A 13,865-nucleotide genomic window follows, 5' to 3' on the forward strand; every position below is an offset into this window, starting at 1 on the left:
GCCATGAAGAAACCGCCGATGACCGCACCGCGCCGCCGCGCCGGCTACTGGCTGCAACTGGCGCTCACGCTGGCCGTCTGCCTGTTCATGACCGTGCCGGTGGTGCTGTCCGTGCTGGCCGGGCTGACCAACAACATCTTCGTGGGCCTCTCCAGCGGGCTCACCACGCGCTGGCTGCTGGAGGTCTGGGCGCTCTATCGCAACACCATCTTCCTCTCGCTCGGCATTGCGCTCGCCTGCCTCGCCTGCACGCTGGTGATTGGCGTGCCTGCCGCCTACTACATGGCGCTGCGCCGCAACCGCGTGACGCGGCTGATCGAGGAACTGCTGATGCTGCCCGTGGCCGTGCCGGGGCTGGCCACCGCGCTGGGGCTGATCCTGCTCTATGGCGGCTGGCAGGCGCTGCGCACGAGCTGGGTGTTCATCCTGATCGGCCACGTGCTGTTCACGCTGCCGTTCATGGTGCGGGCAGTGCTGGCCATCCTGTCCGCCATCGACATCCGCACACTGGAAGACGCCGCCGCCAGCCTGGGCGCCACGCGGCTGCAGCGCTTCTTCACCGTGGTGCTGCCGAACTGCCGGCAGGGCATCCTGGCCGGGGCGCTGATGGTGGTCACGCTGTCCGTGGGCGAGTTCAACCTGACCTGGATGCTGCACACCCCGACCACGCAAACCCTGCCGGTGGGGCTGGCGGACAGCTACGCGTCGATGCGGCTGGAGATCGGCTCCGCCTACACCATCGTCTTCTTTGTCATGATCATTCCGCTGCTGGTGGCAATGCAGGCGTTCAGCGCCATGGGCGCCCGCGCGCGGCGCCATGTATCAGAACCTGCCGAGCCGGCCACCGCCCCACTCCCCGCCGCCACGCCCGTAACCGCCTCCGTCGAGACCCGCCATGCATGAGCCCACCCCGATTCGCCTGCGCCAGTGCGCCAAGACCTTCGCGGATGGCACGCTGGCCCTGCAACCACTCGACCTCGACATCGGGGCCGCCGAGACCGTGGTGCTGTTGGGGCCGTCCGGCTGCGGCAAGACCACCACGCTGCGCATCATCGCCGGGCTGGAGCAGCCGGACGCGGGTGGCGAGGTCTGGTTTGGCGAGACCCGCGTGACCGACCAGCCGATCGAGCAGCGCGGCGTGGGCATGGTGTTCCAGAACTACGCGCTGTTCCCCAACATGACGGTGGCCGAGAACATCGGCTATGGCCTGCGCGTGCGGCGCGTGGATGGTGCCACGCAGCGCCGGCGCGTCGGCGATATGTTATCGATGATGCACCTGGAGCCGTTCGCCGACCGTCGCGTGGACCAGCTCTCCGGCGGCCAGCGCCAGCGCGTGGCCCTGGCGCGCGCCATCGCCGTGCAGCCGCGCGTGCTGCTGCTCGATGAACCGCTGACCGCGCTGGACGCCAAGCTGCGCGACGCCCTGCGCGCGGACATCAACCAGCTGCTGCGCAGCCTCCATATCACCGCGGTCTACGTCACCCACGACCAGGCCGAGGCGATGGCGCTGGGCGACCGCATCATCGTCATGGACCGCGGCCGCATCGCCCAGTCCGGCACGCCGCAGGAGATCTACCGCGCGCCGGCCAACGCCTTCGTGGCGGACTTCATCGGCACCATGAACCACCTGCCAGCGCAGGCCGAAGCCGGCCTGTGGCGCGTGCCAGGCGGCAGCGTGCCGATGGGGCCGCCCAGCGACGCCCCCGCGACGCCAGCCGCGCGGCTGATGTTCCGGCCCGAGGACGTGGCGCTGGTGCACGCTGATAGCGCCGATCGCGCCCATGTGGAAGGCACCGTGGTCACCGCGCTGTTCCTCGGCAACCACACCCGGCTGCTGGTGGACGTGGGCGCCGCCACGCCGTTGATTGTCGATACCGCGCGCCGCGACGGCTGGCCGGCTGGCGCGCGCGTCGGCCTGCGCATCGACACCGCCCACCTGATCACCCTTCCCGACGCTGCATGACCGCTCCTTCCCCCTATCTCGTCGCGCAACTGAGCGACCTCCATATCAAGGCCGGCGGCAAGCTGTCCTACCGGCGGGTCGATACGGCCGGCGCGCTCCATCAGGCCATCGACACCCTGCTGGCGGCCCCGCAAATCCCCGATACGGTCATCATTACCGGCGATCTGGTCGACTTCGGCAGCGAAGACGAATACCGCTTCCTGCGCGACATCCTGCAACGGCTGCCGATGCCGGTGCGGCTGCTGCCCGGCAACCACGACCACCGCACCACGCTGCGAAAGGTGTTCCCCGACCACGCCTACCTGTTCGACCACGGCGACGGCGAGGCGCCCATCCACTATGCGATGGCGGCGGGCCCGCTGCGGCTGGTCGGCTTCGACTGCACCGTCCCCGGCCAGCCCGGCGGCCGGGTGACACCCGAAGGACTGGCCTGGCTCGATGCCACGCTGGCCGCCCCGCCGGCCCAGCCGACGCTGCTGATGCTGCACCACCCGCCCTTTGTCACCGGCATCGGCCATATGGACCAGCAGGGGCTCGACAACGCCGCCGCGCTGGAGGCCCTGATCGCCCGGCACCCGCAGGTGGAGCGCGTGGTCTGCGGCCACCTGCACCGCCAGATCACGCGGCGCTTTGGCGGCACCATCGCCATCACCGCGCCGGGGCCGGCCCACCAGGTGGCGCTGGACCTCGATCCGCAGGCCGCCTCCCGCTTCCGCATGGAGCCGCCCGGCTACCTGCTGCACTGGTGGCACCCGGCCCACGGGCTGGTGACCCACCTCGCCGCCAGCGGGGACTACGGCCCGGCGCACCCGTTCTTCGACGCCAGCGGGCGGCTGATCGACTGATCCGGCCCGGAAACCGCAAGACACACTAATAGATATAGGGAGATGAACAGGAGATGAGCGGGGCGCGGTTGTCATGCGCCCGCCACCTTGGGTACCATCGTCGGCTTACCCAACTTCCGGATCGCGGTTCCGCATAACGGAACACGACGACCTGCTTCGACATGGATCTCCTGCTGCTGAGCAATTCCACCTCCGACGACGGCTACCTCGTGCACGCGCACGCAGCCATCACGGAACTGGCCGATGGCCGTACCGACGCGCTGTTCGTCCCCTACGCCGGGGTCACGCGTGACTGGGACGCCTACACCGAACAGGTCCGCGAGGCGCTGGCGCCCATCGGCATCACCGTGCGCGGCCTGCACGCCGAGGCGGACCCGCTGGCGGCAGTCAACGCGGCCACGCTGATCGTGGTGGGCGGCGGCAATACCTTCCGGCTGCTCCAGGTACTGCGCCAGCAGGCGCTGCTGGCCCCGATGGCCGCCCGCGTGCGCGCCGGCGCCGCGCGCTATATCGGCTGGAGTGCCGGCTCCAACCTCGCCACGCCCAGCATCCGCACAACCAACGACATGCCCGTGGTAGACCCGGGCGGCCTCGACGCCCTCGGCCTGATCCCGTTCCAGCTCAACCCGCACTACTACAACCTCGTGATCCCCGGCTTCCGTGGCGAAACCCGCGACCAGCGCCTGGCCGAGTTCACCACCCTCTCACCCGACACCCCCGTCCTCGGCCTGCCCGAAGGCAACTGGGTCCGCGTGTCGGGTAATCGCCACACCTTGCACGGCCCGCATGCGGCGCGATGGTTTTTGGGGGATCGGACTTGGGATGTGGCGGCGGGGCCATTGGCAGCGCCTTGACTTCATAAGCGGCGACCATTGGGCTGTAGAGATCTCTACAGCATTGAAGCAGGGCCTACGACCCATTAAGCTGGGCGCATGACTGCTCTTCAATTCGCTTCCCCCTGGGTGGTGCTGGTTGTCAGCCTGCCCACCTCGGCCGCCACCGCTCGCATGCGATTCTGGCGCGGCATCAAGGCGTTGGGCGCGGCGGCATTACGCGATGGCGTCTATGTCGTGCCCGACGTCGCAGGCTTGCGAGACCCGTTGCAAGCCCTGGCCACAGACGCGACCAGCGAGGATGGCAAGGTCTGGACGCTTTCCGTGCAGGCCAGCGACACACAGCAAGATGCCGAGTACCGCGCGTTGTTCGATCGGACTCCCGAATACGCCGACTGGATGGCCGAACTCTCCCGCGCCCGTGCGACGTTGGCGGAAACGGACGAAGCAAGCCTCCTACGCATGGCTCGCCGGTACGGCCGTGGATTCGAAGCGATCCGCAAGATCGACTTCTTCCCGAATGAGGCCTCGGCCCGCGCCGAAGCACAGTGGCGCGATTTCAATGCGGCCATCGACATCATGCTGTCGCCGGGCGAACCACAGGGCATGGCGGGCAGCATTCCGAGACGCGACCCAAGCCAATACCAAGGCCGACGCTGGGCAACGCGCCGGCACCTCTGGGTGGACCGCGTTGCCTGTGCCTGGCTGATCCGGCGCTTTATCGATCCCCACGCCAACTTCCTCTGGCTGGAGGACGTTCGCCAATGCCCAAAGGAGGCGCTGGGGTTCGACTTCGATGGTGCGACATTCACCCATGTCGGCGACCGGGTCTCCTTCGAGGTGCTGCTCGCCAGCTTCGGGCTCGACGAGAACAAGGGACTGGCGCGCGTGGGCCAGATGGTTCACGTACTGGACATCGGCGGGACACCCGTTGCGGAGGCCAGTGGTTTTGAAGCGGTACTGGCAGGCGCACGCGAGCGCCTGCCCGATGACGATGCGCTACTGGAGGAGGTAGGGAATGTCCTCGACTCGCTCTATGCGCACTTTTCCAGCGCGCGCAAACGCTAGGTCGTTGCCTGCTGCCAGACTGCCGGACCGCTCTCCACGCAAGCCAAGATGAACTCACCCCAGCCGCCTGCTTCCGCCCCTTCCGGCCCTTCTGCGCACGAACGCCCCGGTTACACGCTGCGGCAACTGGTGATGTACTTCCTGCGGCTTGGCACCTTGGGCTTCGGGGGACCGGTGGCGCTTGCGGGCTATATGCACCGGGATCTGGTCGATGCGCGGCAGTGGATTACCGATGCCGACTACAAGGAAGGCCTTGCCCTCGCGCAACTGGCGCCGGGCCCGCTTGCCGCCCAACTCGCGATCTACCTCGGATACGTGCACTACCGCATCCTCGGGGCCACACTCGTCGGCGTCGCCTTCGTGCTGCCTTCATTCCTGATGGTGCTGGCGCTCGGCTGGGCCTATGTACGCTTCGGCGGTCTCACCTGGATGCAGTCGGTGTTCTACGGCGTGGGCGCGGCGGTGATCGGCATCATCGCGATCAGCGCCTACAAGCTGACCAGGAAGAGCGTAGGCAAAGACAAGCTGCTGTGGTTCATCTATCTGGTGCTCGTGGCGGTCACGGTCATCACCGAATCGGAGGTCGCGTGGCTGTTCCTCGCGGCCGGGGTGCTGGTCTGGTTCTGGCGCGCACCGCCAAAGTGGCTGCGGCAAGGCAGGCTGAATGCGATCGCGGCAGCCCCATTACCGGCCGCAAGCGGCATGCTGAGTACCGTGGATTGGCCGCTGCTCTCGCAGATCGGTGTGTTCTTTGCCAAGGCCGGTGCATTCGTCTTCGGCTCCGGGCTTGCCATCGTGCCCTTCCTCTATGGCGGCGTGGTGACCGAACATCACTGGCTGAACGACAAGCAATTTGTCGACGCCGTGGCGGTCGCCATGATTACGCCCGGCCCGGTTGTCATCACCGTCGGCTTCATTGGCTACCTTGTTGCGGGCCTGCCTGGTGCCTGCGTGGCGGCCGCGGCGACGTTCCTGCCTTGCTACCTGTTCACCGTCCTGCCGGCGCCTTACTTCAAGAAGTACGGGAAGCTGCCGGCCATCCTGGCGTTCGTCGACGGCGTCACCGCGGCGGCCATCGGCGCCATCACCGGGGCGGTGATCGTCCTGGCCAAGCGCTCGATTGTCGATATCCCGACCGCGCTCCTGGCGCTCCTTACCGTCGCCTTGCTGATCAGGTTCAAGAAGCTGTCCGAACCCATGATCGTCGCGGCTGCGGCCTTGATTGGCCTGGTGGCCTATCCGTTGCTCCATCACTGACGTGTTGCGGCACAGCAAATGATTCGCGCATTGCTTTCCGACCTTGCCTTTCCACCCGGCACCGACGCAGGCGTGATGCCGCTGCTCGCCGGGCGGGCGTTGCGCGGTTTCTGCGATGGATTCGTGGCTGTACTGCTGCCCGCGTACCTGCTGGCCCTGGGCTTCGACCCACTCGCCGTGGGACTGATCAGCAGCGTCACGCTGATTGGCTCCGCGATGACGACCATTCTGGTCGGACTCGTCGGGAACCGCTTTCCGCAGCGCCGTCTGCTGATACTGGCGGCCGCCCTGATGGCCGGCACCGGGGCGGCCTTTGCGGGTCTGTCATCGCTCTGGCCGCTCTTGATCGTTGCCTTTATCGGCACGCTGAACCCGAGCTCGGGGGATGTCAGCGTGTTCCTGCCGCTGGAGCAGGCGCGGCTGGCCGAGGCCGCGACACCTGACGCGCGCACGGCATTGTTCGCGCGCTACGGACTTGCGGGTTCCCTCTCCGCGGCGTTCGGAGCGTTGGCCGCAGCGATACCTGGTTGGCTTGGCAGGCATACCGGCCTGTCCTTCCTGGACGGCATGCGCCTGATGTTCCTCGTCTACGCCTTGGCGGGCATGGCGCTCTGGGTGCTCTACGCGAGGTTGCCCGAACCCCATCCGCAGTCGATGTCGACGGCCGCGCCGTTGGGGCCATCGCGCCAGATCGTCATCCGGCTCGCGATGCTGTTCAGTGTCGATGCGTTTGCGGGCGGCCTGGTCGTCAATGCCTTGCTGTCGCTTTGGCTGATGCAGCGTTTCGGGATGTCCCCGGGTGCGGCGGGCCAGTTCTTCTTCTGGGCCGGGCTGCTTACCACGGCTTCCCAGCTCGCCGCTGTGCCACTGGCCCGAAGGATCGGGCTACTGAACACCATGGTGTTCACGCATATCCCTTCCAGCGCGTTCCTGATTGCCGCCGCGTTCGCACCGTCGTTGAGCTTGACGTTACTGTTGCTGCTGGCGCGCAGCGCGCTGTCTCAAATGGATGTACCAACACGGACGGCATTCGTGATGGCGGTGGTCACCCCCGCCGAGCGGACGGCGGCAGCAAGCCTGACGGCGGTGCCGCGCAGCCTGGCTGCCGCGATCGGCCCAGTGCTGGCCGGTGGGCTCATGGCAATGGGGTGGGCTGGAGCGCCATTGCTGGCTTGTGGTGTGTTGAAAATCGGCTATGACCTTGCCATGCTGGTCGCCTTCCGGCGTGTTGGCACCCTGAATTGATGGGAACACGGCGTTGAATATCGCCATGAGCGCACCACGTCACGGCAGGGTGCCGGGCGGCAATACGCTCCATCCTGAAACGCTACTGGATGTCGTCCTCCCGTGACTCCGGAGGACGCCGTTTTGGTCGAATTCGAAAAGGACCATCACCGACCGAATCTCGCCGCCTGAGAACAGCGGGCCAATGAACGGCAGAAAGCTCTCGGGATGTGGCCTGGAGCTGGCAAACGAATAGATCAGGACCGTCGAGCCGCTACTTAGGGATGCCCGCCAGGTCGGATTTCCGAGCTGCCCGGTAACGTCGTCGAGCGTGGAGAAGCCGATCATGAAGTACGACAACTGTTCCTGCTTCACATCGACGCCAGTCGACACGCAGGCAGCCAACCCGAACGTCGCCAAAAGAATGTGAACACCCGTCATGGCGAACCGGGCTCGTCCATGGAAGACCAGTGTGAGGAAGGACATGGCGCTTCTGGCGACTGACCGTTGACGGCAACCACCGGCCAGATGGATTCCGTGAATCGTTCACAAACACGTGGCCGTCTCCTACATTTATAGGCGCCTGAAGAGCACAACCCCATGCCGTGGGGGCTCATGCCACGCGTCCCGGAGCACATCATGGATACAAAAAGCGAATTGCAAAGCACCATGGATGCGCTGGTTCAGGCCGGCAAAGGCCTTCTGGCCGCCGACGAGAGCGGGCCAACGATTGCCAAGCGGTTCGAGCACATCGGTGTCCCATCAAGCGAGGAGACGCGCCGCGCGTGGCGCAGCCTGCTCTTGTCCACGCCGGGGCTCGGCGAATTCATCAGTGGCGTGATCCTGTACGAGGAAACGCTGGGCCAGCGCGCCGACGATGGCACACCGTTACCGGAGATGGCGGCGCGCCAGGGCATCGTGCCGGGCGTCAAGGTGGACAAGGGCAAGCTGGCGCTCGCCCACGCACCCGGGGACGAGATCACCGAGGGCCTCGATGGGCTGGCGAAGCGGCTCGCGGGCTATCGCCAGCAGGGCGCGCGCTTCGCTAAGTGGCGCGCGGTGTACAACATCTCGGACACACTCCCGGGCCGGCTCGCCATCACAGCGAACGCGGAAGCGCTGGCGCGCTATGCCGCGACCTGCCAGGAAGCGGGCGTGGTGCCGATCGTCGAGCCCGAGGTGCTGATGGACGGCGCGCACACCATGGCGCGTTGCGCCGAGGTGTCCGAGGCCGTGCTGCACGAAGTCTTCCACGCCTTGCACCGGCACAGGGTGGTGCTCGAGCACATGCTGCTGAAGCCGAGCATGGTGCTGCCCGGCAAGGCGTGCGGGCTTGCTGCAGCGGCCGACGTGGCCATGCATACCGTGCAGATACTCAGGCGCACGGTGCCGGCGGCGGTGCCGGGCGTTTTCTTCCTGTCCGGCGGCCAGACACCCTCTGAAGCCACCGCCAATCTCGATGCGATGAACCGACTCGCCCCGCTGCCCTGGCGGCTGTCGTTTTCGTACGGGCGCGCCTTGCAGGAACCGGCGCTGCTGGCGTGGAGAGGCGAGGCAGGCAACGCGGCGCTCGCACAACGGGCCCTTTTGCAACGCTCCCGCCTGAACGGCATGGCCTGCCTGGGCCAATACCAGGCGGCGCTCGAGGATGCCACAGGCTGAGCCTGCCACACGCTCAGTGCGCCACGTGGGACGTCGGCATCCGAGCGGCGTCTCGTTCGTTCAGAGGGATGGGCGAAGACCGTGGAATTGGCTCGCCCTTTCCAGCAGGCCGGCGAGATGAAGAATCGTCGACTCGGCCTGCCAACTGGATACCAATTGAACGTTGATCGGCATGCCGTCGTGGCTTGAACCGAACCGAATCGACAATCCCGGAAGGCCGGTCAGGTTCAGGGGCACGGTTGCTCCCTGCAGATAGGTAGCGTCCACGGTTTGGCCATTGATGAGGAATGTCGAGACGCCTGCTTGTGTGCCGGAATCGGTAACACAGGCGTACGGCGGGACTGCTGCCGGCGTAAGCCCGGCCCCGCACACCGTCGACAAGCAAAAGCCCAAAAAAATACCCACTGCCGGGAGGGAGTGGGTATCCAAAGTGGTATGGACAAGTCGCGGAATTCGTCCACGTGGCGATCCTCGCACCCCGGCACGCGAGTGCCAATAATCTTTCCGGACTAGCCGGGCGTCTGCGCAACGCCCCGCATGGACAAGCTGGCCGGAATCGAGTCCAATCGTCTCCTCCCCCGCCCCCCGCCGTTCCATGCCCCGTGCCCGCCTCCTGCTGATCGATGACCACACCCTGTTTCGCACGGGGCTCAAGCTGTTGCTGGCGGACAGTCCGAGCGTGGATACGATCATCGAGGCCGGTTCGGTGATGGAGGCCGTGGCGCAGCATGGCGAGAAGCCGGTGGACATCGTCCTGCTCGACATCCAGATGCCGGGCCTGAACGGGATCGAGGGCGTAAAGGTACTTAAGCGTCACTTTCAGACGGCGAAATTCCTGATCGTCTCGGGCACCTCCGGGCTGGACGCCATATCAGCCGAGGCGCGCAAGGACATTGCCGGATTCCTCCCGAAGTCCGCCGATGCGCGCGAGATCGAGGAAGCGATTGCCTGCTGCCTGAGCGGCGGCACGCATTTCGCCACGGATGGCAACGGCGGCTGCCTTGATGGCCTGAATGGGCTGAATGGCGCCCCGCAGGCGGCGCACTATGCGCCGAGCCAGCTCACGCCGCGCCAGTTGGAGGTGCTGGGGCAGCTCAACCTGGGGCGGTCGAACAAGGTCATCGCCTATCACCTGGGGCTGTCCGAGAACACCGTGCGCGTGCACGTGGCGGCCATTCTCGGCCACCTTGGCGTGGTCAGCCGCGTGGAAGCCATCCTCGAGGCCCAGCGCCGCGGGCTGGTGCAGGCGCAACGCTGACTGCCCGCCGCCATCCGCATGACATCGACTCCATTCGGCCTGCTCCCGCGCTACGACGAGCCGCGCCTGCTGACGGCGCAGATGGAGTTGATCGACCAGAGTTTTGGCATCGCCATGCTCGGCTGCGCGCTGGCCGCGCTGATATTGGCCAGCGGGCTGACCATCACCGGCGGGCACCCGGGCGCGCTGCCCTGGGCGGCGGCAATGGCCATCGCCTGCGCGGCGGCCTATTTCGGCCGGCTGGCGGTACCGAACCGGCTCACCGAATCCGGCTCGGGCCGCTACGCGCGGCTCATGACCGTGATGCTGGTGCTGATCGGCAGCCTGTGGGGGCTGGTGGCCTGGCTCTATCTCGATATCCGCTCCCCGGCCGTGGTGATCTGCGTGCTGTCGCTGATCGCCGGCATGAGTGCAGCGGCGCTCGCGGTGTTCTCGGCCTGCCTGCCGGTGGCGGTGGGCTTCTTCATCCCGTCGATCGTGCCGGTCTGGATGGTCTTCCTGGCCACGGGCGATATCGCCTACCTGCCGATGTTCCTCGGCACGCCGCTCTATCTGGTCGTGCTGATGATTTTCGCGCGCAACTACGCGCGCGTGGCGCGGCATGCCATCGCCCTGCGCTTCGAAAACGTCGAACTCATTTCGCAGTTGCGCGACCAGACCGCGCGCGCCGGCCACGCCCAGCGCGGGGCCGAGGAAGCCAACCGGGCGAAGTCGGTGTTCCTGGCCTCCGCCAGCCACGACCTGCGCCAGCCTTTGCACGCGCTGGGGCTGTTCGTGGTCTCGCTGGGCCGCACGCGGCTCGATGACCACCAGCGCCAGCTGCTGGCCCATATCGAGGCTTCCTCCGGCGCGGCCCGCGAGATGCTGAACACGCTGCTCGATTTCTCGAAGCTCGAAGCGGGCGTGATCACGCCCCGGCCGCGGCCGTTCCGTCTGCAGCCGCTGCTGTACAAGCTCGAGAACGAGTTCGCGCCGCAAGCCAACGCGCGCGGGCTGGTCTACCGCACGCGCGACACCACCGCCACGCTGTTCGGCGACCCGACGCTGGTGGAACTGATCCTGCGCAACCTGATTGCGAACGCCATCCGCTACACGCGCACGGGCGGCGTGCTGGTGGCCTGCCGCACGCGCCGCTTCCATGTGTCGGTGGAGGTCTGGGACACCGGCATCGGCATTCCGGCCGCGCAGCACCAGGACATCTTCCGCGAGTTCCACCAGCTCGGGAATCCTGAGCGCGACCAGCGCAAGGGGCTGGGCCTCGGGCTGGCCATCGTTGAAGGACTAGCGCGCACGATGCAGACGCGCGTGACGCTGGCCTCCGCGCCCGAGCGTGGCTCGGTGTTCCGGCTACGGCTGCCGCTGGCCTGGACCGCGCCCGAGGAAGTCGCCCATCCGCGCGCCGCGATGCGGTTGGACGGGCTGCGCGTGCTGGTGATCGACGACGACCCGGCCATCCGCGAGGCCATGGCCGGGCTGCTGGCGGTCTGGCACTGCCAGTGCCGCACCGCCGAGAGCGAGGAAGAGGCGCTGGCCACGCTGGACGCCTTCACCCCGGACCTGATCCTGGCCGATTACCGCCTGCGCGGCCATCGCACCGGGCAGGAAGCCATGGCGGCCATCCGCGAGCGCGTGGGCCGTGCGCTGCCGGCCATCATCATCACCGGCGACACCGCCGCTGACCGCCTGCGGCATGCCCATGCCGGCGGCACCGCCCTGCTCCACAAACCCGTGGTGCCGGGCGAACTCCACGCGGCCATCAGCACCCTGCTGCGCGAGTCCCACTGGGTGGAAATCGACCAGGGTGAATGCTCGCGGGCGGAACAATAAGCCCCACCCCCATTCATGCATTAAAAGCATGAATGAATCAGTCCTATTAATTGGACTTAGATCAGCACGCCCACCACACTGCAAGGCAGAAGCGGGCCCGGCACCGCAGCTCGTCCGGCCAATGCGCACGTCATCCCCAACAATGACCCAGCAGCGAGGAGCCTTCCATGCCTTTGTCCCCATCCGGCGACCTGCCGACCCATGATCTGCTGATCGACGGCCAGCGCGCGCCGCCCGGAAGTAGCGAATACTCCACTGACATCAATCCGGCCAACGAAACGCCCATCGCCCGCGTGGCGCAGGGCAATGCCGCCGACGTGGACCGCGCCGTGCAGGCCGCGCGCGCCGCGCTGAAGGTCTGGAACCGCATGCGCGCCGCCGAGCGCGGGCGCATTCTCTACCGCTTCGCCGACCTGCTGGAAGCCCACGCCGAGGAACTGGTGCAGCTGGAAAGCCAGGACTGCGGCAAGCCGCTGGCCGGCGTGCGGCGCCAGGACGTGCCGGCCGCCATCGACACCGTGCGCTACTACGCCGGCTGGTGCGACAAGATCAACGGCCAGGTGATTCCCGCCCGCAACGACGCGCTGACCTACACCGTGCGCGAGCCGGTGGGCGTGGTGGCCGCCATCGTGCCGTGGAATTTCCCGCTGATGATCGGCATGTGGAAGATTGCCCCGGCGCTGGCATGCGGCTGCACGCTGGTGGTGAAGCCGGCCGAAATCACCCCGCTCTCCGCGCTGCGCGTGGCCGAGCTGGCGCTGGAGGCTGGCGTGCCGCCGGGCGTGTTCAATATCGTCACGGGCAAGGGCAGCGTGGTCGGCAACGCGCTGGTGGCGCACCCGGGCGTCGACAAGGTGACCTTCACGGGCTCGCCGGGCGTGGGGCGCGGCATCATGCAGGGCGCGGCGGCCAACTTCAAGCGCGTGACGCTGGAGCTGGGCGGCAAGTCCGCCAATGTGATTTTTGCCGATGCCGACCTGGACGCCGCCACGCGCGCGGCGGCCTCCGGCATCTTCTTCAACGCGGGCCAGGTCTGCTCGGCGGGCTCGCGCATCCTGGCGCAGCGGCAGGTCTACGACGAAGTGGTCGAGCGGATGGCCGCGCGCGCCCGCGCGATCCGCGTGGGCGACCCGGCCGAGCCCGGCACGACCATGGGCCCGGTGGTCTCGGCGGCGCAGATGAAGACCGTGCTGGACTACGTGGAGATCGGCAAGAAGGAAGGCGCGAGCGCGGTCACCGGCGGCGCGCGCATCGGCGAGCGCGGCTTCTACGTGGCGCCCACCGTGTTCGCCAACGTCGAGCACGAGATGCGCATCTCGCAGGAGGAAATCTTCGGCCCGGTGGCCAGCGTGATCCCGTTCGACGATGAGGCGGACGCGGTGCGCATCGCCAACGGCACCGCCTTCAGCCTCGCGGCCGGGGTGTGGAGCGCGGACATCGCGCGCGTGCACAAGGTGGCCGGCGAGCTGCGCGCGGGCACCGTGTGGATCAACACCTATGGCTATACGGACGTGAGGCTGCCGTGGGGCGGGTCGGGCGACTCGGGCCTGGGGCGCGAGCACGGCGATGCCGCCATCGAGAACTTCACGGAACCAAAGGCGATCTGGCTGTCGCTACGCTAGCGTCAGCCAGAACGGAGGAGGATGGGATGCGGAGGTTCGGTCAGCCGACCATCCGCATCGGCAGCAGCGCGTAGGCGATCGTCAGCACGCCGACGATGGCCGGGGAGCCGTACTTGAGCGCCAGGCTCTGCGACTGCACGCCCAGATACGTGTACGCGCAGATCAGCATCATGGCGCAGGCAAAAACAAGGCCGTCATAGACTTGCATGGATGTCTCCCAGAGTTCGTTCTTCGACTACTTCTGTGATGGCGGGCTGGCTCGAATCGGGGCGCCCGCGGTACTGCCCAACGCAATCTATTGAGGCC

14 protein-coding genes are annotated in these 13,865 nt (G+C 67.2%); 11 read left to right on the forward strand and 3 right to left on the reverse strand.

Going from position 1 to position 13,865, the window contains the following annotated elements:
* The first annotated feature begins 18 nt into the window (after positions 1-18).
* The 7 genes from AC1DEL_RS06850 (at position 19) to AC1DEL_RS06880 (ending at position 7,211) form a co-directional block, all read left to right on the forward strand.
* On the forward strand, positions 19-903 hold the full coding sequence (locus AC1DEL_RS06850; RefSeq protein WP_477107307.1) for an ABC transporter permease: 885 nt from the start codon (positions 19-21) through the stop codon (positions 901-903).
* A complete protein-coding gene (locus tag AC1DEL_RS06855; RefSeq protein ID WP_092295051.1) occupies positions 896-1,963 on the forward strand; it encodes an ABC transporter ATP-binding protein in 1,068 nt (355 codons plus the stop codon). Before AC1DEL_RS06850 ends, AC1DEL_RS06855 begins: the two co-directional genes overlap by 8 nt.
* Complete coding sequence (locus AC1DEL_RS06860) at positions 1,960-2,808, forward strand: phosphodiesterase (RefSeq protein WP_477125620.1); 849 nt, start codon at positions 1,960-1,962, stop codon at positions 2,806-2,808. The genes AC1DEL_RS06855 and AC1DEL_RS06860 overlap by 4 nt, the downstream gene beginning before the upstream one ends.
* A gap of 161 nt (positions 2,809-2,969) precedes the next feature.
* Positions 2,970-3,662 (forward strand): dipeptidase PepE, encoded by a 693-nt coding sequence (pepE, locus tag AC1DEL_RS06865; protein WP_441592696.1) that lies wholly within the window; start codon positions 2,970-2,972, stop codon positions 3,660-3,662.
* Between the two features lie 78 nt (positions 3,663-3,740).
* Positions 3,741-4,709 (forward strand): chromate resistance protein ChrB domain-containing protein, encoded by a 969-nt coding sequence (locus AC1DEL_RS06870; RefSeq protein ID WP_477125621.1) that lies wholly within the window; start codon positions 3,741-3,743, stop codon positions 4,707-4,709.
* 48 nt (positions 4,710-4,757) lie between these two features.
* Complete coding sequence (locus AC1DEL_RS06875; protein WP_092295044.1) at positions 4,758-5,966, forward strand: chromate transporter; 1,209 nt, start codon at positions 4,758-4,760, stop codon at positions 5,964-5,966.
* A gap of 18 nt (positions 5,967-5,984) precedes the next feature.
* Positions 5,985-7,211 (forward strand): MFS transporter, encoded by a 1,227-nt coding sequence (locus tag AC1DEL_RS06880; RefSeq protein WP_477125622.1) that lies wholly within the window; start codon positions 5,985-5,987, stop codon positions 7,209-7,211.
* Positions 7,212-7,250: 39 nt separating this feature from the next.
* Here AC1DEL_RS06880 and AC1DEL_RS06885 read toward each other — a convergent pair whose 3' ends face one another.
* Positions 7,251-7,631, reverse strand: coding sequence for a hypothetical protein (locus AC1DEL_RS06885; protein WP_092295119.1), 381 nt, complete (start codon positions 7,629-7,631; stop codon positions 7,251-7,253).
* Between the two features lie 198 nt (positions 7,632-7,829).
* Between AC1DEL_RS06885 and AC1DEL_RS06890 the strand changes: the two genes are divergently transcribed.
* On the forward strand, positions 7,830-8,852 hold the full coding sequence (locus AC1DEL_RS06890) for a class I fructose-bisphosphate aldolase (RefSeq protein ID WP_477125623.1): 1,023 nt from the start codon (positions 7,830-7,832) through the stop codon (positions 8,850-8,852).
* A gap of 60 nt (positions 8,853-8,912) precedes the next feature.
* On the opposite strand, the gene AC1DEL_RS06895 is transcribed toward AC1DEL_RS06890, so the two are convergent.
* Positions 8,913-9,089 carry a hypothetical protein gene (locus AC1DEL_RS06895; protein ID WP_477125624.1) on the reverse strand — a complete coding sequence of 59 codons (177 nt, stop codon included), beginning with the start codon at positions 9,087-9,089 and terminating at the stop codon, positions 8,913-8,915.
* A 358-nt stretch (positions 9,090-9,447) separates the two neighbouring features.
* Here AC1DEL_RS06895 and AC1DEL_RS06900 point away from each other — a divergent pair, with 358 nt between their 5' ends.
* From AC1DEL_RS06900 to AC1DEL_RS06910, 3 genes are all read left to right on the forward strand, one after another.
* A complete protein-coding gene (locus AC1DEL_RS06900) occupies positions 9,448-10,110 on the forward strand; it encodes a response regulator transcription factor (RefSeq protein WP_092295038.1) in 663 nt (220 codons plus the stop codon).
* A gap of 18 nt (positions 10,111-10,128) precedes the next feature.
* A complete protein-coding gene (locus AC1DEL_RS06905) occupies positions 10,129-11,937 on the forward strand; it encodes an ATP-binding response regulator (protein WP_477125625.1) in 1,809 nt (602 codons plus the stop codon).
* Positions 11,938-12,104: 167 nt separating this feature from the next.
* On the forward strand, positions 12,105-13,559 hold the full coding sequence (locus AC1DEL_RS06910; protein WP_477125626.1) for an aldehyde dehydrogenase family protein: 1,455 nt from the start codon (positions 12,105-12,107) through the stop codon (positions 13,557-13,559).
* 40 nt (positions 13,560-13,599) lie between these two features.
* Here the strand turns inward: AC1DEL_RS06910 and AC1DEL_RS06915 are convergent, their stop codons facing one another.
* Positions 13,600-13,767: a hypothetical protein gene (locus AC1DEL_RS06915; protein WP_177219923.1), complete on the reverse strand. Its 168-nt coding sequence runs from the start codon at positions 13,765-13,767 to the stop codon at positions 13,600-13,602.
* Between the last annotated feature and the right edge of the window lie 98 nt (positions 13,768-13,865).

Source organism: Cupriavidus sp. 10L43_2 (genome assembly GCF_056395265.1).

Coding starts and splice junctions, on each gene's coding strand:
- AC1DEL_RS06850 (WP_477107307.1), top strand. CDS start 19: ATGACCGCACCGCGCCGCCGCGCCGGCTACTGGCTGCAACTGGCGCTC.
- AC1DEL_RS06855 (WP_092295051.1), top strand. CDS start 896: ATGCATGAGCCCACCCCGATTCGCCTGCGCCAGTGCGCCAAGACCTTC.
- AC1DEL_RS06860 (WP_477125620.1), top strand. CDS start 1,960: ATGACCGCTCCTTCCCCCTATCTCGTCGCGCAACTGAGCGACCTCCAT.
- pepE (WP_441592696.1), top strand. CDS start 2,970: ATGGATCTCCTGCTGCTGAGCAATTCCACCTCCGACGACGGCTACCTC.
- AC1DEL_RS06870 (WP_477125621.1), top strand. CDS start 3,741: ATGACTGCTCTTCAATTCGCTTCCCCCTGGGTGGTGCTGGTTGTCAGC.
- AC1DEL_RS06875 (WP_092295044.1), top strand. CDS start 4,758: ATGAACTCACCCCAGCCGCCTGCTTCCGCCCCTTCCGGCCCTTCTGCG.
- AC1DEL_RS06880 (WP_477125622.1), top strand. CDS start 5,985: ATGATTCGCGCATTGCTTTCCGACCTTGCCTTTCCACCCGGCACCGAC.
- AC1DEL_RS06885 (WP_092295119.1), bottom strand. CDS start 7,631: ATGACGGGTGTTCACATTCTTTTGGCGACGTTCGGGTTGGCTGCCTGC.
- AC1DEL_RS06890 (WP_477125623.1), top strand. CDS start 7,830: ATGGATACAAAAAGCGAATTGCAAAGCACCATGGATGCGCTGGTTCAG.
- AC1DEL_RS06900 (WP_092295038.1), top strand. CDS start 9,448: ATGCCCCGTGCCCGCCTCCTGCTGATCGATGACCACACCCTGTTTCGC.
- AC1DEL_RS06905 (WP_477125625.1), top strand. CDS start 10,129: ATGACATCGACTCCATTCGGCCTGCTCCCGCGCTACGACGAGCCGCGC.
- AC1DEL_RS06910 (WP_477125626.1), top strand. CDS start 12,105: ATGCCTTTGTCCCCATCCGGCGACCTGCCGACCCATGATCTGCTGATC.
- AC1DEL_RS06915 (WP_177219923.1), bottom strand. CDS start 13,767: ATGCAAGTCTATGACGGCCTTGTTTTTGCCTGCGCCATGATGCTGATC.